We start from the raw sequence: 19,422 nt of genomic DNA on the forward strand, positions 1-19,422 counted from the left end.
TAAGATCCCTCAAAGATGATGAGGTGGATAGGTCTGGTGTGGAAGCGTGGCGACACGTGGAGCTGACAGATACTAATCGATCGAGGACTTAACCTATAAAGCGGAAACGCCTGCTTAGCTGCGACAAGCATAAGACGGCTCGTCGGAGTGGCGCTTTTTGCCACGCAGTCGAGATGGCTTATGACCTCGAGCAGCTAGGCGTTGGAGCTGGATTACGCGAACGAAAGCGCCGTAAGGTGGTCTTGATGATATTCAATGTTGGTTTTATCCAGTTTTGAGTGATTAATTTAAAAGAAATTAAATTAACACTTGCACTTACAACTCCAGTGTGTTATAATAATACTTGTGTTGTGAAAAATGTCTGGTGATGATGGCGAAGAGGTCACACCCGTTCCCATACCGAACACGGAAGTTAAGTTCTTCAGCGCCGATGGTAGTAGGGGGCTTCCCCCTGTGAGAGTAGGACGTCGCCAGGCTGTCGCTTTTAAAGCGAAAGATATGATTTTTCCGCAGTAGCTCAGTGGTAGAGCAATCGGCTGTTAACCGATCGGTCGTAGGTTCGAGTCCTACCTGCGGAGCCATAATGGAGAGCTGTCCGAGTGGCCGAAGGAGCACGATTGGAAATCGTGTAGACGGTTAACGCTGTCTCAAGGGTTCAAATCCCTTGCTCTCCGCCATTTACCTTTCCTTATTAAAACAAGTACGGCCCCTTGGTCAAGCGGTTAAGACACCGCCCTTTCACGGCGGTAACACGGGTTCGAATCCCGTAGGGGTCACCATCTTTCAAAATGCAGTGTCAGGAAGGAGCGTACTCACGTACGTGACTGACTGAGCGAATGCAGCTGACGCAACAATGCGAAGCTTATCACGACTTCCGTAAAATTGGGAGAAGCGAGCAGTGCAAGGAAGCAATTGAGAGAAGGAAGGAGCGTACTCAGGTACGTGACTGACTGAGCGAATGCAGCTGACGCAGCAATGCGAAGCTTATCGCAATTTTACACGGAGGATTAGCTCAGCTGGGAGAGCACCTGCCTTACAAGCAGGGGGTCGGCGGTTCGAACCCGTCATCCTCCACCATAACACTTCTACTGCAAGAGCATCTTGCATAGCATTAAACAACGAGCGTGAAAGCTCGGTTGCGGAAGTATTAACATTATCGCGGGGTGGAGCAGTGGCAGCTCGTCGGGCTCATAACCCGAAGGTCGCAGGTTCAAATCCTGCCCCCGCAACCAAATGGTCCCGTGGTGTAGCGGTTAACATGCCTGCCTGTCACGCAGGAGATCGCCGGTTCGATCCCGGTCGGGACCGCCATTTTTCTTATAACCTGTATGGTTCAGTAGCTCAGTCGGTAGAGCAAAGGACTGAAAATCCTTGTGTCGGCGGTTCGATTCCGTCCTGAACCATCTTACATAATGCCGGTGTAGCTCAATTGGTAGAGCAACTGACTTGTAATCAGTAGGTTGAGGGTTCAATTCCTTTCGCCGGCACCATACCCTTTGGTGGGGTAGCGAAGTGGCTAAACGCGGCGGACTGTAAATCCGCTCCCTCCGGGTTCGGCGGTTCGAATCCGTCCCCCACCACCATTCTTTACAGGGGCATAGTTTAACGGTAGAATAGAGGTCTCCAAAACCTTTGGTGTGGGTTCGATTCCTACTGCCCCTGCCAATATTCTCTGGTCTGGCAACTTAATACTTTATTATGGCGGTCGTGGCGAAGTGGTTAACGCATCGGATTGTGGTTCCGACATTCGGGGGTTCGATTCCCCTCGGTCGCCCCTTTTTTTACTTTTGGGGTATAGCCAAGCGGTAAGGCAACGGACTTTGACTCCGTCACTCGTTGGTTCGAATCCAGCTACCCCAGTTTTAAGCGGAAGTAGTTCAGTGGTAGAATACGACCTTGCCAAGGTCGGGGTCGCGGGTTCGAATCCCGTCTTCCGCTCCACTTTTTCTACGGCGGCATAGCCAAGCGGTAAGGCACGGGTCTGCAACACCCTTACCACCGGTTCGATTCCGGTTGCCGCCTCCAATCTATGTGATCCGTTATCTTTGAACTTATTTATGCCCGAGTGGTGGAATGGCAGACACGTCGCACTCAAAATGCGATGCCGCGAGGCGTGCCGGTTCAAGTCCGGCCTCGGGTATCACCTAGTCATTATTGGATGGCTTTAATGGCTACCAAAAACCCTGTGAATGTTGTTAACTCAACGTTTGCAGGGTTTTTTCTATTTTCGAGGATGGCTTTGAATAATGTAGGATGTGAAAAGTTTTTACACATATTTTACACACGCTACACAGCCATGCTTTCGAAAATAGAAACGGTTGCCTGCTCGTCCTGTTCCCGCATTTCTTCGAGGATGTGGGAATACGTCTTCCAAGTGGTCTCCACGTCTTTATGGCCGAGACGCTCGCTGACGTAGTTCATGGACACTTTCTGATACAGCAGCACGCTGGCATGGGTATGTCGGAGACCGTGCATGTTGACTTTCTTGATACCGAGATCCGTGAGCGTCTTGCCCAGCAGTTTGTTCGCGTTCGCATTGCTGATCACTTTGTATTTCGATGCCTGGCTGAAGAAGACAAGCTGATGGATGTTTGTGGGCAGCCTCTTAAATAATTTCTTGAAGCAATCCATCGTGAACTGATTCACTTTCAGGACCCGGATCGATTCCTCATTCTTTGTCGGGCCGAAGCCTTCCGGTGAATTCTTCGAGTAGCCCCAAGTTTTGTCGATGTTGATCGTGCATTCTTCAAAATCGAAGTCCTTCCTGGTCAATCCGACTAACTCCCCGAATCTCAATCCTGTGGACAGCCCCAGCAGCAGGAGATAATAGCCGAGACCGGTGTCCAGACGCACCACGAGCTCCTGGAACAGGGCTTTGCTATCGTTGTAACCCAGATGCTTATCCTCCGACCTCTTGGCCTTCACCGTGTACGTTAGATGGACTTTACGGGTGAAGTCAAAGGGGATGATCATATCTTCCACAGCGTCCCGTACACACGCCCTGCAGTGATAGTTCAGCTTGTCCACCGTCTCTTTGCTCCTGGTGCTGCCGTATGCGTTGATGAACGCCTGGTAATCATGACGGGTAATGCGCTGTAGCGGGGTATCTCCGAAATAGTCCTCCACAACCTTTAGGGACCGGCTGTAATGATACATGGTCTGTCCTGAGATATTCATCTTGTAAAGATCGATCCACTTCTTGAAATAGTCCGCGAAGGCTACTTCCCGCAAAGTCGGGATGATGCCGCGCTGCAGATTCATTTCCACTTCAGCAGCGGCTACCTGCGCTTCCTTCTTCGTTGCAAATCCACCTTTGCGGATAGGCTTGCCTTTGTTGCTCACCGTGTACTGCCACGTCTTCCCGCGCTTCGTAAATGATGCCACTTAAATGACTCCCTTCAATAATGGAATTTCTCTAATACAGCCAGCGGCTCAAAATAGACCACACAACCTTCTGTTGCTTTGAAGAGACCATACTCTTCTTTGTAACGATCCAGTGTCTCTTCTAAAAAAGATTCGGTCACGCCCAAGAAGAAAGCCAGTTCATACCGATTTCGAATGCCAATCTTACTTGCCTCTATAATTTTTGACAGAGGAATCAGTCGTTTGTATGCCCAGTTTCGGGCTCGTTTCTCCTGTTTTCGATTCAGCAGTTTCGACTGGTCAATGATGTCTCCGCTACTCGTATGGTGATGGCCAAGTTCTTCAGCCAGCACACAACCTTTTTCTATAGAGGTAGGCAGGTACTTGTTGATCTGAATAATTTTGTCCCCGTACAAACCTTTTATTCTTCCTTTGAGTGGCTTCTCATACACTTCCACTTCCAACTCAAACGCTTCGTGCAGTAATTCTTCATACAGCAAATAAATCACTCCCGGTCTTTTCGCTTCATCCGGACAAATTCCTTAAAGCGTTCGATTTCCTCGCGTTCTTCATCAGTCCACTCTTCGCCATCGTGGTGAGCGGCAATGGTTTCGATATATGGCTCTTCCGTTCGGCCAATCAGATAGTCCACAGACACATCGAAAAAGTCTGCAACTTTACGGACGTTCTCCGTCTTAGGAGAAGATACATCCCATCTCCTAATCTGTCCGTTCGAGATCCCTGTTTTTCTTTCAATCTCAGCAAATGTTACTTTCCTGGCATCGCTCAACGATTTTATCCTGTCGACTAAACTCACTCATATCAACCTTTCGTGAGCTTATGCAAACATATTTTAGCTTTCGCGCTATTTATCTATTGACTTATAGCGTATACGCTACTATACTGTGTTCATAAGCTACTTTATTCGCTAAAAAGAGTGCAAAAAAGACAACCACATAAAATGACATTTAACGTTGGGGAACGGGCAAATGTTGTATTTGTAGGCTTTTTGAAGTCTTATTTAGCTATGCATTGATAATAGCATTTACGCTAATTGGCGTCAATAGAATTAGCGAATAATTTAGCTTTACCAATTCGACGATGCGCTGTGACACCGAGCCAATGACGGTGTAATCAATTCCAATAGCAAAGGAGAGGAGTGGAAAGCATGCCGCAAGATCTGAGCATCATGGTTCGTTCTGAACTGTACAAGAAAAAAATGAGCCAGAGAGAGTTGGCGCAGATGCTCGGGATTTCAAGCCCGTATCTGTCCGACATCATCAACGGCCGAAAAGACGGTCCGAAAGCGCAGGAGCATATCAAGCACATCCGCAAGATCCTGAATATCTTAGAAGGGAGGGAGGATGTATGCAGCAGCTGAATGTTAGTCTGTCCATTCCGATTCCGGCCGATCAGGTGCTGATCAGCAAGATTGAATTGGAGGAACTGCGCAAGCAAGAACTGTCCGGCGTCTACTGGAACATGAAGGACCTGGAGAAACGGACGAACAAAGGCCAGCAATGGCTGAAAGAAAATCTGCTGTACAAGCCACGGTTTAAAAAGGAACTCGATTGTAAGTCCGGTGGGTTCGTGTACTATCCGGAAGTTCGCGGGGAGACATGGAGTTTCCATGCTGGCAAGATGGCGAAGTTTCTGGACAAGAATTTTCATCTGATTTTTAACGGGAGGTAACTGCATGAACGACTTCGACAAACACTTCAAACGCACTGGAAAGTTGATCGGCTTCATCTTCATTGCGCAGGCAGTAATGGCACTGGCGATTCTATCCGGCATCACTTACGTCGCTTATCTGCTGCTTAAGCACTTCGGAATTCTATAAGAAAGGGGAAACGGCATGACGACATTCATCGGCGTCTTCGGCAGCCATGACACACTGTCCGACCGCTACCAGCCGATCAGCGCAGCAACGGAAGCGGCCGCCGCAGAATTTATGGACCAGGCGCACGGCAAGAAATACTACCGCATCTATACAGTCGCTGAATTCATCCAGGAACGGAAAGCCGAGAAGTTCGGCGACATCCGCCCGCTGCCATGGATCGGGGAGGGATACAGTTGAAACTTACGCCATTCGAAATCTTTGAAACTCGTTTCGACGACATCGTCACCAGCCTGGTCGAACATATACGATCCACACGGCTGCAGGTGCTGCTGTCTGACATGCAGGACTACTACGATGGCCGGCCGACTTATAGGGCGCGTCAACTCATGAAGCTGATCGAGAGCGAGCTATGCTGACATGGCGAGATAAGGCAGTTGGATGGGCAGCACTCTTCACAGTCTCCGCGCTGATCCTGTGGATGATTCTCACAGTAGTCGTCAGACCCATCGTCTACGTGCTGGAAATTCTCTTGATCACTATTTTCTGCAGGGGGTGACGAGGTGAATAAGAAACGCCGCAAGCGCTGGATCCGGAATCGGCAAAAAGACTACCGGCGGACGAAGTTTGTACAGGCTTTCCGTGAGCATTTTGTTCGGAGAGGAATTCTGTGAAGGGAGGCGAGGTAATGAAATCGCTAAGTCCATATCTAACTAAGAAATTGCTGGCTGATTTGGAGCAGCTGGCAGTCGAAGCTGAACAGGAAAAAGACCAGGTCAAAGATGAGCATATGAAGTCTGTCTATCATGGCATAGCGGTAGGGTATCGGATGGCTGCAGAACGGCTGAAAGATGCTGTGAGCAAGAATTTTTGAAAGGAAGTGGAGTTTATGAGTCAGAATTATTTTGGTGAACGGATACGTGAGCTGAGAAAAGCAAAGGGTCTAACGTTGACGGAGTTAGGAGATTTGGCTGGTTGTTCAAATCCTTATTTATCTCAAATAGAAACCGGCTATCGAAATGCTCCTGCTTCTCCAGAGTTTCTGACTAAGCTGTCCGGAGCTTTGGGTGTCTCAAAAATTTATCTATATCGGATAGCGGGGCTTCTCGAAGAAACTGACATCCTCGAATTAGTAGACGAAAACAAACGACTACGTGAGGCGCTACAAAATGCGTGTAATTCACTTGGCGCCGACATTGAAGATTATCTATGAAGGGAGGTGAGCACAGATGAAGATTACCAATCCAGAAGATATGCGAAAAATATCCGTAGATGGGCAGATGGAATATGAAAAAAGTGTAATGGAGGGGCCGTTGTTCAAAAGCATTATGGCGGAAATGGAGCAAGCAGCGCTTGAAGGATACAGCGGCTTCAATCAAACCATTACGGATAGCGCCGATCTCCGCGATTACTATGTTATCCAAAAGGCTTTCACGGATGCCGGCTACAAATGTGAAATTGAAATCGAACGCAGAAAAGGTCTTATGAATATCCCTTACGTCATTCGAAAGTTTTTCGTGTCTTGGGATAACGACAAAAAATGACCGTCCGGCAAGACGGCCAATTGAAAAACTTATCAAACTCAATATATCACAAAACGGGAGGAAATATTCATGAAACCCATTTTATATACTGACGGTTCCGCTTTGGAAGTCGTCGGCATCAATTTCTATGCAGGTGAAGTGTCCAGTGTTTCCGTCAGAAATGAAGACGGCAAATTTGTCACTTACGACGATACGGAAAACGGGTCATATACAAGTAATCCGCTGAAGACAAATCTGAAAGAAGCGCTCGTCTTCCCGGAAATTCAGGAAACCATCGAGAAAAAATTCGATGATCTCATAGCTCATCTTGACCAAATGTATGCCAGTGAGAATGATGATTTGGTCGGTATTGCGATCGACGCAATGGAAGACAGAGAACAAGTTCCGTTCGCCGAGCTATCTCTGCTCGAGCAGCAGAAAAAATACAAGCTAGCCCAGCAGCGCGTCTTTGGGATCCTAGACACCATCGAAGAAGTCAAGGCACATCACGAAGGCTTCTATAACAAAAAGGAGGAAAACTGATGGCTACTTTATACGAACTGCAGGGGATGTATGCCCAGCTGCAACAACTGATCGAGGATGGCGGCGAGGGCCTGGAAGACACTCTGGAATCTGTGGAGGGCGCGCTGGAAGAAAAGCTGGAATCCTACGCCATGGTGATCCGGAACATTGAAAGTGATGTGGATGGTCTGAAGGCGGAAGAAAAGCGTCTGGCCGATCGTCGCAAGTCAATGGAAAACGGAATCAAGCGGATGAAAACGGCCATGCAGGATGCCATGTCTTCCACAGGAGAACGGAAGATCAAAGGTGAAAAATTCACGTTCACGATCCAGAAGAATCCTCCGTCGCTCAAAGTCTTGGATGAATCGGTTATCCCTTCAGAGTTCTTCATCCCTGCTGCTCCGTCGCTAGATAAGAAAGCCGTTATGGAATTGCTGAAATCAGGTCAAGAAGTCGCAGGCACACAAATCACACAAGGCGAATCCCTTCGGATTCGATAAAAAGGAGACTACCAAAATGACAAAAGAACAGTTGAATCAAAAAGAACAGCACTATGCAGGCACTCGTGAGGAAGCAGAAGAAATCGTACTGGCGGCCAAGGATAATATTTACCTCACCATGCACAAAATCGCTGAAAAGCATAACAAGTTCGGCACGTACTTCCTCGTCGATCTGACGTACAGCTACAATGTGCCGCGCGACATCATGGAGGGTGAAGCAGACCGCGGCCTGGAAGACGAGGGACCGGCTCACGAGGGCGTGAAGGTCACGACGAATGGTGATGGCACCTATCAGGTGGATCCTAATCAAACGACCATTGACGACTTCGAGGAGACGCCAGAAGAAGCGGAAGACGGCAGCGTGCCATTTTAATAGGGGGATAGGGCCATGCAAATTACAAACGGTGCAGACGTGAAGCGCAGTGCGAAAGCCAAGATTATTATCTACTCCAAGCCGGGTGACGGTAAGTCGACAGTCGCCGGCCTGCTGCCTGGTAAGACGCTTGTGTTGGACATAGACGGGACAAGCCAGGTGCTCGAAGGATATGCCAATGTGGACATCGCCAAGATTGATCCGGAGAACGTCCATGACAGCATCTTGCAGTTTTATGCGCACGCCAAGGCGAACATCAGCAACTACGACAATATTTTTGTCGATAACCTGACTCATTATCAGAAACTCTGGCTCGTGAATAAGGGAGAAAAAACGAAAAGCGGCATGCCCGAACTGAAGGACTATGCACTGTACGACAACCATCTTCTAAAGCTGATCGAGGTATTCAATGCTCTGGATGCCAACGTCATCTATACGGCATGGGAAACGACACGCAGCATCATTCACGATGACGGCCAGCAGTACAATCAGTTCGTTCCGGACATCCGTGACAAGATCGTGAATCACGTCATGGGCATTGTCCATGTCGTCGGCCGGCTCGTCAGGAAAGCAGATGGCACCCGTGGTTTTATCTTGGAAGGTACACAAAGCATTTTCGCCAAGAACCACCTGGACAACCGGAAGGGTTGCAAGCAAGAGGATCTGATCTTGTCCTCCACACCAACAACACAATCAGAAGGAGACGATAAACAATGAGTTTTTTCAAAATGGATGAAGTCGAAGAAGTAAAAGGGTTCCAGCTGCCGAAGCCAGGGAAGTACGAAGCGGTGATCATCAATGCCGTTGCGAAAAAGACGCAGGCCGGAAAAGATATGCTCGTAGCGGACTTTGAAATCCGTTCCGACGTGCCGCAGGAGTCACAGGGGGCCAAGGTGCTCTACAACAATTTCACGTTCGAGCATCCGACAGCTCGGGGGATCGCTAAGTCACTTTGTGTGGCGGCCGGCTACCCACCGAATCACAATTTCTCTTCTTGCGAAGAAATGGCGAACGGGTTGATCAATCGAAATCTGGAAATCGGCGTGAAGCATGAAAAGGGCAATGACGGAAATGTCTATGCCAAGTCCAGCTATTACAATCCGTCTACTGCCAATCCACCTGCGCAGCCATCCCAGTCATTTGAAGTGAATGACGACGACCTGCCTTTCTGATAACAAAAGCATAGAGAAGTCTATTTCGGTGGACTTCTCTTTTTTATACCCAAAAAGGAGTTGTGAGTGATGGTTACCGAGACAAATACAGAGCGGTTGCAGCGGATAAAAAGCGTACTGCCTCCTCTGCATGACGTAAATAACAATTTAATTGTGCAGCACGAAGATTGGGAATGGCTTATCCGACGAGCTGACTTACTTGAACAGGCGGGGGAAGCTGCTAGGTTTTCACACAACTTGCAAGCTGAGCGCATCGGCGTTCTACAATCAGAAAACGCTCGTCTTCAGAAAGAAATCCAAACCATGCGCCACCACATTCTCACCGTCTGTAATAACGTCGGCGCATTTCCGAAAGCGACCGTGAAAGGTTATGTGCACGGTGTGTTCGCAGACTACCTACCGAAAGGAGAACCGAAATGAATCCAAAATACAAACAGCTCTCCCAGGAGACTAAGCAAAATGCACTTGATGAAGCATTCGCAATGATGACGGCTCCTGACCTGCAGGATACAACAGACCGTATTCGTACTTGGGCGATTGTCCGGGAACTGGATGCAGCCGATCCATTCAAGCAAATGCTGAAACTGATGGAGGAAGTCGGGGAGATTGCTGCAGCACTCGCCCGGGGAGATATGGCAGCAGTCAAAGATGGCATTGGTGATGTCCATGTCGTTCAAACGATTTTGTCCATGCAGCTAGGAACGAGCATCGAAGAATGCGCCGGCCTGGCCTATGACGAAATCAAAGACCGGAAAGGCAAGATGGTCGATGGCGTTTTCATCAAGGAAGAAGATTTGCAGTAAATTTAGGAGGACAGCCATGAGTGCTATAAAAAATTGCCACAACTGTGGCTCCGAAAATGTGAAAAAAGAAAGCAATTCTATTATCTATGGGCGGGAGTATGGGAACGGAAAATGCTACTACTGCCATTCCTGTAGGGCAAGTGTCGGCACGCACGACAGCGGAAAGCCACTCGGCACATTGGCGACAAAGGATGTCCAGATCTTGCGAAAAGCCTGTCACGATATTTTTGACAAGCTATGGCGCTATGAGCGCATTGCAAGCCGCGGCCAACTTTATCAAGATCTTGCACGCCGGTTAGGAATCACCGGTCGAGAATGCCATTTCGGCATATTTCAGCGTGAGCGCTGCTTACAGGCTCTTTCCATTATCACGGAAGAAAAATGGTGGAATTCATGAAAGAAAACTACGATTTCAACAGTATTCCATCTGAACTGAAGGCACTCCCTCAATGGATCCTGTGGAAATCAGAGAAGAAAAGCGGTCGGTATACAAAAGTGCCGTACCAGGTCGACGGGGAAATGGCGCAAGCCAATAACCGTCGTACCTGGTCCACCTTTGCGACAGCCGTGAAATTCTATCTGCAGGGCGACTATGACGGCATAGGCTTTGTCTTCAGCCGGCAGGACAATTACATCGGGATCGACATCGACAATTGTGTTGTGGATGAAAAGCCGAATAGCTTTGCTACGGAAATCATCGACACGCTTGACAGCTACACGGAATTTTCTCCAAGCGGCAAGGGGCTGCACATCATCATCAAAGGCGGTCTTCCACAAAATGTCATGGGAACCGGTCGGAAGAATACACAGCACGGTCTGGAAATTTACTCATACGGCCGGTATTTCACTTTCACTGGTAATCGGGAAAATTCCAATGACGTGTACGATCGGACCGACGAGCTGGCCGAGGTGTTCGAAAAGTATTTCGACGACAGCGACATACAAGGACGCGTCAATCTGGCCGACTTTGAGAAAGACGAAATCAAGATTTCAAACGAGACACTTTGGGAAAGAATGTTCCGCTCGAAAAGCGGTGACGAGATCCGCAGCCTGTACAACGGCGATCTGATCAACGGTGACCATTCTGCCAGCGACATGGCCTTGTGCAACTACCTGGCCTTCTGGACCGGTAAGTCGGCCACTCGAATGGACGCCATGTTCCGGGAAACCGGCCTGCTGCGTGACAAATGGGACGTTATCCACTTCCGAGAGACCAATGAGACGTATGGTGAGCGGACGATCGCAGAAGCCATCTCCTCCACGTCCTCCACAATTTTAGACCAACAGCAGTACGATGAATTTTCTTTCGACTTCCTGGAGGGTGAGACGGATGCTGCAGATAAGCCGAAAAAGAAATTCCGTCTCACCGAACTCGGGAATGCCGAGCGGATCGCCTACGAATACGGCCACACGATCAAATACGTCGGTGACATGGGCTGGCTGATCTGGGACGGCAAGCGGTGGAGGATCGACACGAAAAAGGAAATTGAGCGGATCACCAATAAAGTGCTGCGCGGCCTGTACAAGTCAGAAGACGAGATGGAGGTCAAATGGGCGCGTATGTGCGAGCGCCGCAATATCCGGATGAATAGCATCAAGGACCTCATGCCGCTGGTCCCCGGAGAGCGTGAAGACTTCGACCGTCACAAATTCCTCTTCAATCTGGAAAATGGCATCCTGAATCTTAAAACGGGCAAGCTGCAGCCGCACGATCGGGAGCTGAACCTGACCAAGATCACCAATGTAGAATACGACGAAAAAGCCGAGTGTTCTGTCTGGAAAAACTTCCTGAATCAGATTTTCAAAGGTGACGCCGCGTTGGTCGATTACATGCAGCGGCTGGTCGGCTATTCCATGACAGGTGACACGTCGGAGCAATCCATGTACTTCCTCGTCGGTGGTGGATCGAATGGTAAGTCCACATTCGTCAACACGATCAAAAAACTAATGGGCGATTACGGTCTGCAGACGAATTCCGACACGTTTATCAAGAAAAAGAACGACGGAGCCAACAACGACATCGCCAGGCTTGCCAGCTCCCGCTTTGTTTCCGCTGTAGAGTCGGAGGAAGGGGAGAAGCTGCAAGAGTCGCTCGTCAAGACTATAACGGGCGGTGAGGCCATTCTCGCGCGTTTCCTGCGTCAGGAGTTCTTCGAGTTCATTCCTGAGTTTAAAGTTTTCTTTACGACGAATCACAAGCCGATCATCGGTGGTGTGGATGAGGGGATCTGGCGACGGGTCAAGATCATTCCGTTCACGCTCAGTCTCAAGCCGCACGAACGCGATAAAAAGCTGGAAGAGAAATTGTCCCTTGAAATGCCTGGCATCCTAAATTGGGCCATTGAGGGTTGTCTGAAGTGGCAGCAGTCAGGGTTGAAAGAACCGACCATCGTGACGGACGCAACTGGCAGCTATAAAGAGGACATGGATATTCTCGCTCCGTTCCTGAATGAAATCTGCTACATCGATGAGCCGAAGAATGAAGCCATCCAGATTGAAGCTAAGGAATTGTACAACGTCTATGACAACTGGTGCTTCAAATCCGGTGAGCGCACGCTGGGGAACCGGTCGTTCTACCGTATGCTCGAGACAAAAGGGTTCGGAAAAACGAAGGGAACCGGAAATAAGACGTTTTTGACAGGTATAACCATAAAAGAACGTCGTCCAGTTACTGAAGGAGTTACTGATAATGGGTCTAAAGGCTTCTTTAAGCTCACCCAGTAACTTCTAAAAAAGCTTTAGTAATTGTAAGATTTTTTAACAAACCCAGTGTTATCAAGGGTTTAACTTACTATATTTTTTTGTTGTTATTGTAGTTATCAACAAAAACAATAAATATAAATATCATTACTATTTAAAACACCTAAATCGTAAAGTAGTCAGCTTGATGACAATACCTGATAACCTCAGTAAAAAAACATCAATAAACAGCGTGGTTAAGCAGTTTTAAAGGGTTTTGCTTAATAACTCACGTTACTGAGCAGGGGTTCTCATAAAGTTTGATAACTAGGAGGTGCATCAAATGGAGATTTATGCAAAGCCATATGTCAAACACCGGATATCGATGTTTACTGGCAATAGAGTGTTAAAACGTGAAGGCTTTAAATGCCAGGGGATGGAGATTTATAACGCCTATAAAGAATGGTGTAGGAAATCAAACACGTTACCGTATCCGAAAAATAAGTTGTATTCGACGCTTGAAAAGAAGTATAGGAAAACCAAGCTCAACGGAAGAATTTATTTCTTGGATGTGGAAGTGTTATGACTGAAAAACTTAGGGTGCTTTCTCTGATCTGGAAGTCCGGTGCTGAAATTTACCGCGATCCATCAGACGGTCGTCTGGCGTTGAAAAATGCCAGTCAGATCCCGCCGGCTGTCCTGCAGGCTGCAGAACCGATCTTCGGTCAGATTGATAAATGGTACAAGTCATGGGAAAGTGCGGTCGGTCCGGACGTGACAATCCGGAAAGCACTTCATTTGTTCTGCGGCTGGCAGACGAATGAGAAAATGAGTGACTGGCTTTGTAAGGATGAAGAGTCCTTGTCCATTCTTTATGACTGGACCGTGGCACTCACGTTGAACGATTGGCTGGATATCTACGAAGATTACCGGCTGTATGAAAATGAAAAGTCGAATGAGCTAAAAGCCAGGTTTTATGAACGGGCTGTTTCATGGTCCAGTAAATCAAAGGGAGGTCAATAAATTGAGAGAGATTAAGTTTCGAGGTTATTTAAAAACGGAGAAGAAAATGCTTCCGGTATGTGATTTGAATTTCAACGGTGTTGATCAATATGCTGTCGGACTATCCACTTGTGGTCGTCTGGATTGTGGTTTGTGTGAAGATTACTATGAAAGCATAGATGTAGAAGTTATGCAGTACACCGGCCTGAAAGACAAGAACGGCGTGGAGATTTATGAGGGGGATGTGCTCTCGTATTGCATCGAAGAATATCCCGGTGGTCACTATCGCGAACGACAAGAGACGCGTGTAGTTGCTTTCTCAGACGGTTGCTACTGGCTCATAAGCGATAAAGGTGATGATGCTTTATTTTTTGTACATGAAGTGGATTGTGAGATTGAAATCATCGGCAACATTCACGACAACCCAGAGCTGCTAGGTGTTGCAGAATGATCCGTTACCATTACACAGAAAACGAACTGAACAAACTGCTGAAGACCATGACCATAGTTGTCGACACGCGCGAAAACGTGAATGGCCATATTCTCGACTATCTGCGCAGCAAGAAAATACCCGTCAAAATACAGGCGCTGAAGACAGGTGACTATTCCGCCATGCTGCCGGCCAATCCGGATCTTGGCATTCATCGTGATCTCTATTTGAATAGCTGCCTGGAACGCAAGGCGCACATAGACGAGATCACGGGGAACCTTCAGAAGGACACACGGACGGCATTCGAAAATGAATTGATCCGGGCCAGTCAAAATCCGTTTGTCCTGATTGTGGAAGACAAGGATGGCTATGAAAAAATGCTGAAAGGGCAGTACCGGTCCAAGTACGATCCGAAAGCGTTGCTCGGCACGCTGAAGACGTTCGAAGCTCGTTACAATTTCTCGATCGTGTTCCTGGACAAGCTGTATTCCGGTAATTACATCTACCATCATTTTTATTATCAGATGAGAGAGCACCTAAAGCGTGGGGCGTTTTAGACGGAGAATATGTAAACGGAAAGGGAGATGAAAATGCCTAAATACAGCATCTACGGCGTTGTAATAGGAACAAAATATATCGGTGAATTTGAGGCTGATAGCAAAGAGGAAGCGGAAGAAATGGCGTGGGAGCACGACAATGCTAGCGTTTCACTTTGTCATCACTGCGCAGGAAAAGAAATTGATGAGCCGGAAATTGACAGGCTAGTAGTGGAAGAAAGCGAAGTCGAATGACGTATTCCGAAGATACAGCGAAGCAAAGAAAAGGCAGGTGGGACATGCAGTGTATGAATGGTTGAAAGACTATCGCAAGTTAGAAGACGAGATTGCCTACATTGAATTCAATCTTGAACGGTCGGAAAGGGAATTGAAACGGTGGGAATCGGGCGATCTATCCGGTGTGAAATTGACTGCTGAATCGGACGGCGCTCAATTAGAGGAATCGATCGAGCGCATTAAGAAAGAGCTGCTGCATAAAAGGGCCGATCTCCAAAGCTTGATCAGTCTCATCGGGACATTTCGAGGACTGGAGAACAAAATCCTTTATAAGAAGTACATCGAGGGAAAGACACTGGTCTCCATCGCTGATGAATTGAACAGGAGTCCCAACTACATCTATAACAAGCACGCCCAGATGATGCGCATGATGGAATATGCACATGAATACAGGTTAACATGATGTCAAGTTGTGCAAACACGATAGAATACCTTGTAAATCCGCGATATAGTAAGAGCATAAAGAACTGAGCCAGGTTCTTTATATTCCCCCTGAATAGCCACCTTCGCGATAACTAACCAATGTGTTATGTCCATCGTGTAGGTGGTTTTTGTTTAAGGAACATTTGTTCTTCTTTTGTGGTATAATGCAAGCACCACATTCTCGGGGGGATTAATATGATCGATAATGATTCATATTTTGAGGAACTTGAAAAGTTCGCCGGTAGTCAAGATTATAGAAAATTGCCAAACGATATCAAATTGACGATAACTTACGTCACAGGCGAAAAAGAAGTATTCAATGTCTCGATTAATTTCTGGGCCAATTCCTTGCTGGCTACAAAGAGGAGATTGAAATATTTCTATATCAACTCTGTCATTATTAATCTGGATCATGTAGTCAAGATGGAGTACGTTGGTCTTGAAAAATACCACAGTAAGATGCGTAAAGGTTCTTCTCATGAATAATCCATTTTCTTTTCCTGCTCAATTGGTTATGATTAGGAGCAGGGGGGATTGACTTGAAACGTATATTATTACTGACAGCTATTATCCTATTACTTGTTGGGTGTGTTCGGTACAAGGATGGTAAGCCGGTGAATGAACCTGAGAAAAAGGAAGAGCCGGTTGCCATAGAAGAGCCGAAGGAGACTCCGGAAGAAAAAACCAATAAGGCGTTGAAAGAAAACAAATACGCAGACGTCATTAGCGTAAATGGTCAGTTCGAGGCCGAACCATACACCGTACATGTAGAGTTGCAGGGACAAGAGAGTCTCACGACGAACATGACGGTGAAGAGCATGAAGCTGGCTATTCGCGAAGTGCTGTACTCTGTGAAGGGTCTTGATCTGAAGTTCAGTAACGTCGGTGTCAGTGTTAAGTATCCGTTGACGGATCAGTACGGTAACAGCAACGATGAGTTCGTTATCAAATCAAACTTCGGTGCTGAAACTATTGGCAAGATGAACAAAGATAAGAATAAGCTGGACGCTGACAACCTGCCTGTCATCGCTGATGAATGGTGGGAGCATCCGGCTCTATCCAAATAAACCTGAAGGCATCCGAGTAATCGGGTGTCTTTTTGTGTGGAGAGATATAGATGATCACAGTCGGTATATTCATGACGCTATTCATTACGTTGCCCTTAATCGCCTTGGCAATCATGATTAAGAAAAGGAGATGAGCACAATGCCGAGTCTGAACAAATTAGTATTGGACCTAGACACTTCTCGTCTGCAGCAGAAGCTCCGTGCAATGAGCAAACACTTCGGTGCATTGGCCGATGAGCTGGCAGACATCGAAGCAAGGAAGTGCAGTGAGTGTGGAGGCAGCAACCTTGAAGTTGAAGAGCTGGTAACCGACAACATGTTACTGTCCCGATCAATCAGATGCCGATCATGCGGTCACGAAGAGAGCGAGTCCTTTGGTTAATCCATTCTACAAGTCATCACGCTGGCTAAAGAAACGGGACCGCGCGCTCCGTCGGGATCATTATGAATGCCAGGAATGCAAACGCTACGGCAAGGCGACGCCAGCGACGACTGTCCATCATATTCTCCCTGTGCAAGACTATCCTCAGTATCGTCTGCTCCTGGCGAACCTGCTCAGTCTCTGCAGCACCTGTCACAACCAGATGCACGATCGAGTGACTGATGCTTTGACGGAAAAGGGGATCCGGTGGCAGGAAAGAACAGTACTCCCCCCTCCCATTGTGTGTAATTCAGACACAACTCTGGACCGGTGAGGGGAGCTTTTTCCAATAGAGCGACTTATTTTATTTCAAAAGGGGGTGTGCCAGCATCTTGGCAAAGCTACCTTCAAGAAAACAGTTGAAAAAAAGCGTGATTGATAACATGAAACACTTGGGTGTTTACCGGGAAAATTTCGATCACACGATTGATGTCTATGTCGGGATGCTGGCACAGTACCAGGCTTTTGAGAAACAATTCGAGGAATCTGGTTATCAGATTACCGTCGAATATACGAACAAAGCCGGCGCCACGAACGACCGGAAGACGCCGACCTATTCGGCGATGGAATCGCTCAGAAAAGACCTGGCGACCTACTCGAATTTGCTCTGTATCAATCCAAAAGCATTTGAAAGCATCAAAAAACGTGAGGTTCCAGTCCGGAAAAAGGAAACGGAAAAACCTCAATCCAAGTTAGTTCAGGCATTAGGTGAGGATCCGTGAGCAAATTTCTAAATCAAGATATCGTCTTTGACTACGCCTCCTCAATTGTGGAGGGCAAAAAGGTCGCGTGCCGTGAGACCAAGCAGATGTGCGAACGGTTCTTCCGTGATCTCGAGAATCCTCTGTACGATTTCAATCCGAAAAACGCTGAATTTGTAATCAGGATCATCGAAAAAACATTCGTTCATCAAAAAGGCGAGGACATGGACGGCTATCCTCTCCGAGGGAAGCCGTTTTTACTGCAGCCATGGCAAAAGTTTACGGTCTACAGCCTGCTTAGTTTTTTTCACAAAGGCACGATTCTCCGGAAGTACAAAGAAGCCTTCATCATGCTCACTCGGAAGCAGGGGAAGACGCCTTTCATGTCTGCGCTTGCCTGGGGCCTCGGTCTTCTGGAAAGAAAGTCCGGCGCTGAAATCATTGTTGTCGGAGCGCAGCTGAAACAGGCCATGCAGAGTTTCAACTTCCTCCTCTACAATCTGAAGGAAATGGGAGAGGCGGAAAATTTCCGAATCCTCGACAACAACCAGGAGCACAGCATCAGCGGCAACCTCGGGGATGGCTACATGAGGATTGAGACGATCGCCGGAAACAGCGATCGAATGGACAGTTTGAACACTCTCATTCAAATTTTGGACGAGCTGCATCTCTATAAGAATGCCAGCCAGTACAATACCATCCGGGAATCCGGTAAGGCTTACCGGAATAGTCTTTGCATCGGCATCACGACGGCCGGCGACAATCCGAACAGTTTTTGCTTCAATCGGATGAAATACTGCCAGAAGGTTTTGGATGGCACGTCGAAAGACGAGCAGCTTTTTGTCTTCATCACGAAAGCAGATGAGGATGAAAACGGTGATGTTGATTATACGAATGCAATCGAACACGAAAAAGCCAATCCGAATTATAACGTATCCGTCTCCGCTGCCGAATTGATGAACGATGCGATTGAAGCGCAGAATGACCCGCAGCAGCGGAAATCATTTTTGGCAAAGTCGTTGAATATCTACACTTCTGCCATGAAAGCATATTTCAATCCTGATGAATTCATCGCGTCAAACAAGAAAATTGAAGAGCAGTTGAAATTGACTGACATGACCACTGATCAGAGACTGAAAGCTCTGACCAAGTTGCCTATCGAGTGGTACGGCGGGGCCGACTTGTCCAAGCGTCATGACCTGACAGCGACGGCCATCTACGGCCACTACAAAGGCATCGATATCGTCATTCCACACGCCTTCTTCCCGGTTGTCGCAGCAACAGAAAAAGCGGACGTAGACAATATTCCTCTGTTCGGCTGGCGGGATGACGGCTGGCTGACGATGTCGAACAATCCGATTGTGGATTACCAGGAAGTCGTGAAGTGGTTCATGCAAATGAAGAAGCTCGGCTTCAAAATCAAGCAAGTTGGATTTGATCGGAAGTTCGGTCGGGAATTTTTCCTCACGATGAAAAAAGAGGGCTTCCGGATCGAAGACACGCCGCAACTGTTCTATCTGAAATCAGAAGGCTTCCGGCGAATTGAAACCAAGGCGAAGGACGGGAATTTTTATTATCTCGGTTCCGAAGCCTTTTTATATTGCCTGCAGAACGTCCGGGGCATCGAACAGACGGATGACGCAATCAAGTATGAAAAGGTGCTAGACACGCAGCGCATCGACGTGTTCGATGCAGCCGTTTTTTCGTGCATGCAGATGCTGAAAAATCTGGAGCGCGCCGGCACGGCCAGCAAATGGCTGAACAGCTGAAGGG

Annotated in this window: 31 protein-coding genes, 15 tRNA genes and 2 rRNA genes; 45 read left to right on the plus strand and 3 right to left on the minus strand. The window is 47.6% G+C overall.

Going from position 1 to position 19,422, the window contains the following annotated elements:
- The 17 genes from NFU03_RS11610 to NFU03_RS11690 form a co-directional block, all read left to right on the plus strand.
- A 23S ribosomal RNA gene (locus NFU03_RS11610) occupies positions 1-96 on the plus strand; the annotation flags it as partial.
- Between the two features lie 264 nt (positions 97-360).
- Positions 361-476: ribosomal RNA gene (gene rrf, locus NFU03_RS11615) — 5S ribosomal RNA — on the plus strand.
- Positions 477-506: 30 nt separating this feature from the next.
- Positions 507-581 (plus strand) — tRNA-Asn (locus tag NFU03_RS11620).
- Between the two features lie 4 nt (positions 582-585).
- A tRNA-Ser gene (locus NFU03_RS11625) sits at positions 586-677 on the plus strand.
- Between the two features lie 27 nt (positions 678-704).
- Positions 705-779, plus strand: a tRNA-Glu gene (locus tag NFU03_RS11630).
- A 222-nt stretch (positions 780-1,001) separates the two neighbouring features.
- Positions 1,002-1,077 (plus strand) — tRNA-Val (locus NFU03_RS11635).
- A gap of 80 nt (positions 1,078-1,157) precedes the next feature.
- Positions 1,158-1,232: transfer RNA gene (locus tag NFU03_RS11640), tRNA-Met, on the plus strand.
- A gap of 3 nt (positions 1,233-1,235) precedes the next feature.
- A tRNA-Asp gene (locus NFU03_RS11645) sits at positions 1,236-1,311 on the plus strand.
- A gap of 19 nt (positions 1,312-1,330) precedes the next feature.
- Positions 1,331-1,403, plus strand: a tRNA-Phe gene (locus NFU03_RS11650).
- Between the two features lie 11 nt (positions 1,404-1,414).
- Positions 1,415-1,490, plus strand: a tRNA-Thr gene (locus NFU03_RS11655).
- Positions 1,491-1,498: 8 nt separating this feature from the next.
- Positions 1,499-1,583, plus strand: a tRNA-Tyr gene (locus tag NFU03_RS11660).
- Between the two features lie 8 nt (positions 1,584-1,591).
- Positions 1,592-1,665 (plus strand) — tRNA-Trp (locus tag NFU03_RS11665).
- Between the two features lie 36 nt (positions 1,666-1,701).
- Positions 1,702-1,774 (plus strand) — tRNA-His (locus NFU03_RS11670).
- Between the two features lie 14 nt (positions 1,775-1,788).
- Positions 1,789-1,860, plus strand: a tRNA-Gln gene (locus tag NFU03_RS11675).
- Positions 1,861-1,866: 6 nt separating this feature from the next.
- Positions 1,867-1,941, plus strand: a tRNA-Gly gene (locus NFU03_RS11680).
- A 10-nt stretch (positions 1,942-1,951) separates the two neighbouring features.
- Positions 1,952-2,025: transfer RNA gene (locus tag NFU03_RS11685), tRNA-Cys, on the plus strand.
- Between the two features lie 34 nt (positions 2,026-2,059).
- Positions 2,060-2,140 (plus strand) — tRNA-Leu (locus NFU03_RS11690).
- A 146-nt stretch (positions 2,141-2,286) separates the two neighbouring features.
- On the opposite strand, the gene NFU03_RS11695 is transcribed toward NFU03_RS11690, so the two are convergent.
- Genes NFU03_RS11695 through NFU03_RS11705 form a run of 3 tightly spaced genes read right to left on the minus strand, consistent with a single transcriptional unit; the run spans position 2,287 to position 4,180 of the window.
- Positions 2,287-3,384: a tyrosine-type recombinase/integrase gene (locus NFU03_RS11695; protein WP_251638863.1), complete on the minus strand. Its 1,098-nt coding sequence runs from the start codon at positions 3,382-3,384 to the stop codon at positions 2,287-2,289.
- A 14-nt stretch (positions 3,385-3,398) separates the two neighbouring features.
- On the minus strand, positions 3,399-3,863 hold the full coding sequence (locus NFU03_RS11700; protein ID WP_251638865.1) for an ImmA/IrrE family metallo-endopeptidase: 465 nt from the start codon (positions 3,861-3,863) through the stop codon (positions 3,399-3,401).
- Between the two features lie 5 nt (positions 3,864-3,868).
- Complete coding sequence (locus NFU03_RS11705) at positions 3,869-4,180, minus strand: helix-turn-helix domain-containing protein (protein ID WP_251638867.1); 312 nt, start codon at positions 4,178-4,180, stop codon at positions 3,869-3,871.
- Between the two features lie 351 nt (positions 4,181-4,531).
- Between NFU03_RS11705 and NFU03_RS11710 the strand changes: the two genes are divergently transcribed.
- From NFU03_RS11710 to NFU03_RS11845, 28 genes are all read left to right on the plus strand, one after another.
- Positions 4,532-4,744, plus strand: coding sequence for a helix-turn-helix domain-containing protein (locus tag NFU03_RS11710; RefSeq protein WP_251638869.1), 213 nt, complete (start codon positions 4,532-4,534; stop codon positions 4,742-4,744).
- Positions 4,732-5,055: a DUF771 domain-containing protein gene (locus NFU03_RS11715; protein ID WP_251638871.1), complete on the plus strand. Its 324-nt coding sequence runs from the start codon at positions 4,732-4,734 to the stop codon at positions 5,053-5,055. Before NFU03_RS11710 ends, NFU03_RS11715 begins: the two co-directional genes overlap by 13 nt.
- A 4-nt stretch (positions 5,056-5,059) precedes the next feature.
- Positions 5,060-5,203, plus strand: coding sequence for a hypothetical protein (locus NFU03_RS11720; protein ID WP_251638873.1), 144 nt, complete (start codon positions 5,060-5,062; stop codon positions 5,201-5,203).
- A 15-nt stretch (positions 5,204-5,218) separates the two neighbouring features.
- Positions 5,219-5,440, plus strand: a complete 222-nt coding sequence (locus tag NFU03_RS11725; RefSeq protein WP_251638875.1) for a hypothetical protein — start codon at positions 5,219-5,221, stop codon at positions 5,438-5,440.
- Entirely contained in the window at positions 5,437-5,619 is a 183-nt protein-coding gene (locus NFU03_RS11730) for a hypothetical protein (protein ID WP_251638877.1), read from the plus strand. The genes NFU03_RS11725 and NFU03_RS11730 overlap by 4 nt, the downstream gene beginning before the upstream one ends.
- 269 nt (positions 5,620-5,888) lie before the next feature.
- Positions 5,889-6,074 carry a hypothetical protein gene (locus NFU03_RS11735; RefSeq protein ID WP_251638879.1) on the plus strand — a complete coding sequence of 62 codons (186 nt, stop codon included), beginning with the start codon at positions 5,889-5,891 and terminating at the stop codon, positions 6,072-6,074.
- Positions 6,075-6,089: 15 nt separating this feature from the next.
- Entirely contained in the window at positions 6,090-6,413 is a 324-nt protein-coding gene (locus tag NFU03_RS11740) for a helix-turn-helix domain-containing protein (RefSeq protein ID WP_251638881.1), read from the plus strand.
- A 16-nt stretch (positions 6,414-6,429) separates the two neighbouring features.
- Complete coding sequence (locus tag NFU03_RS11745; protein ID WP_251638883.1) at positions 6,430-6,744, plus strand: hypothetical protein; 315 nt, start codon at positions 6,430-6,432, stop codon at positions 6,742-6,744.
- Positions 6,745-6,813: 69 nt separating this feature from the next.
- Positions 6,814-7,266 carry a hypothetical protein gene (locus NFU03_RS11750; protein WP_251638885.1) on the plus strand — a complete coding sequence of 151 codons (453 nt, stop codon included), beginning with the start codon at positions 6,814-6,816 and terminating at the stop codon, positions 7,264-7,266.
- On the plus strand, positions 7,266-7,745 hold the full coding sequence (locus tag NFU03_RS11755) for a siphovirus Gp157 family protein (protein ID WP_251638887.1): 480 nt from the start codon (positions 7,266-7,268) through the stop codon (positions 7,743-7,745). The genes NFU03_RS11750 and NFU03_RS11755 overlap by 1 nt, the downstream gene beginning before the upstream one ends.
- A gap of 16 nt (positions 7,746-7,761) precedes the next feature.
- Positions 7,762-8,118 carry an organic solvent tolerance protein OstA gene (locus NFU03_RS11760; RefSeq protein WP_251638889.1) on the plus strand — a complete coding sequence of 119 codons (357 nt, stop codon included), beginning with the start codon at positions 7,762-7,764 and terminating at the stop codon, positions 8,116-8,118.
- A gap of 15 nt (positions 8,119-8,133) precedes the next feature.
- Positions 8,134-8,835 carry an AAA family ATPase gene (locus NFU03_RS11765; protein ID WP_251638892.1) on the plus strand — a complete coding sequence of 234 codons (702 nt, stop codon included), beginning with the start codon at positions 8,134-8,136 and terminating at the stop codon, positions 8,833-8,835.
- A complete protein-coding gene (locus NFU03_RS11770; protein ID WP_251638894.1) occupies positions 8,832-9,290 on the plus strand; it encodes a DUF669 domain-containing protein in 459 nt (152 codons plus the stop codon). The genes NFU03_RS11765 and NFU03_RS11770 overlap by 4 nt, the downstream gene beginning before the upstream one ends.
- Positions 9,291-9,359: 69 nt before the next feature.
- On the plus strand, positions 9,360-9,710 hold the full coding sequence (locus NFU03_RS11775; protein ID WP_251638896.1) for a hypothetical protein: 351 nt from the start codon (positions 9,360-9,362) through the stop codon (positions 9,708-9,710).
- Positions 9,707-10,093, plus strand: a complete 387-nt coding sequence (locus NFU03_RS11780; RefSeq protein ID WP_483882473.1) for a MazG-like family protein — start codon at positions 9,707-9,709, stop codon at positions 10,091-10,093. Before NFU03_RS11775 ends, NFU03_RS11780 begins: the two co-directional genes overlap by 4 nt.
- A 16-nt stretch (positions 10,094-10,109) precedes the next feature.
- Positions 10,110-10,490 carry a zinc-finger-containing protein gene (locus NFU03_RS11785; protein WP_251638898.1) on the plus strand — a complete coding sequence of 127 codons (381 nt, stop codon included), beginning with the start codon at positions 10,110-10,112 and terminating at the stop codon, positions 10,488-10,490.
- The gene (locus tag NFU03_RS11790; RefSeq protein WP_251638900.1) at positions 10,487-12,817 is read left to right on the plus strand and encodes a phage/plasmid primase, P4 family; all 2,331 of its coding nucleotides are present in this window, start codon (positions 10,487-10,489) and stop codon (positions 12,815-12,817) included. Before NFU03_RS11785 ends, NFU03_RS11790 begins: the two co-directional genes overlap by 4 nt.
- 298 nt (positions 12,818-13,115) lie before the next feature.
- Positions 13,116-13,358: a primase-like DNA-binding domain-containing protein gene (locus tag NFU03_RS11795; RefSeq protein ID WP_251638902.1), complete on the plus strand. Its 243-nt coding sequence runs from the start codon at positions 13,116-13,118 to the stop codon at positions 13,356-13,358.
- Complete coding sequence (locus NFU03_RS11800; RefSeq protein ID WP_251638904.1) at positions 13,355-13,795, plus strand: hypothetical protein; 441 nt, start codon at positions 13,355-13,357, stop codon at positions 13,793-13,795. The genes NFU03_RS11795 and NFU03_RS11800 overlap by 4 nt, the downstream gene beginning before the upstream one ends.
- Before the next feature lies 1 nt (position 13,796).
- Positions 13,797-14,225 carry a YopX family protein gene (locus tag NFU03_RS11805; RefSeq protein ID WP_251638906.1) on the plus strand — a complete coding sequence of 143 codons (429 nt, stop codon included), beginning with the start codon at positions 13,797-13,799 and terminating at the stop codon, positions 14,223-14,225.
- Entirely contained in the window at positions 14,222-14,761 is a 540-nt protein-coding gene (locus tag NFU03_RS11810) for an ERCC4 domain-containing protein (RefSeq protein WP_251638908.1), read from the plus strand. Before NFU03_RS11805 ends, NFU03_RS11810 begins: the two co-directional genes overlap by 4 nt.
- Positions 14,762-14,794: 33 nt before the next feature.
- The gene (locus tag NFU03_RS11815; protein WP_251638910.1) at positions 14,795-14,995 is read left to right on the plus strand and encodes a hypothetical protein; all 201 of its coding nucleotides are present in this window, start codon (positions 14,795-14,797) and stop codon (positions 14,993-14,995) included.
- Positions 14,996-15,044: 49 nt separating this feature from the next.
- A complete protein-coding gene (locus NFU03_RS11820) occupies positions 15,045-15,440 on the plus strand; it encodes a hypothetical protein (protein WP_251638912.1) in 396 nt (131 codons plus the stop codon).
- Between the two features lie 215 nt (positions 15,441-15,655).
- Entirely contained in the window at positions 15,656-15,946 is a 291-nt protein-coding gene (locus NFU03_RS11825; protein WP_251638914.1) for a hypothetical protein, read from the plus strand.
- Between the two features lie 53 nt (positions 15,947-15,999).
- Positions 16,000-16,527 carry a hypothetical protein gene (locus NFU03_RS11830; RefSeq protein ID WP_251638916.1) on the plus strand — a complete coding sequence of 176 codons (528 nt, stop codon included), beginning with the start codon at positions 16,000-16,002 and terminating at the stop codon, positions 16,525-16,527.
- Positions 16,528-16,901: 374 nt separating this feature from the next.
- On the plus strand, positions 16,902-17,222 hold the full coding sequence (locus NFU03_RS11835; RefSeq protein WP_251638918.1) for an HNH endonuclease: 321 nt from the start codon (positions 16,902-16,904) through the stop codon (positions 17,220-17,222).
- Positions 17,223-17,280: 58 nt separating this feature from the next.
- Positions 17,281-17,670 carry a P27 family phage terminase small subunit gene (locus NFU03_RS11840; RefSeq protein ID WP_251638920.1) on the plus strand — a complete coding sequence of 130 codons (390 nt, stop codon included), beginning with the start codon at positions 17,281-17,283 and terminating at the stop codon, positions 17,668-17,670.
- Positions 17,667-19,418, plus strand: coding sequence for a terminase large subunit (locus tag NFU03_RS11845; RefSeq protein WP_251638922.1), 1,752 nt, complete (start codon positions 17,667-17,669; stop codon positions 19,416-19,418). The genes NFU03_RS11840 and NFU03_RS11845 overlap by 4 nt, the downstream gene beginning before the upstream one ends.
- Positions 19,419-19,422: the final 4 nt, after the last annotated feature.

Origin of the sequence: Sporosarcina sp. NCCP-2716 (assembly GCF_023707985.1) — a bacterium.
Taxonomy (GTDB): Bacteria; Bacillota; Bacilli; order Bacillales_A; family Planococcaceae; genus Sporosarcina.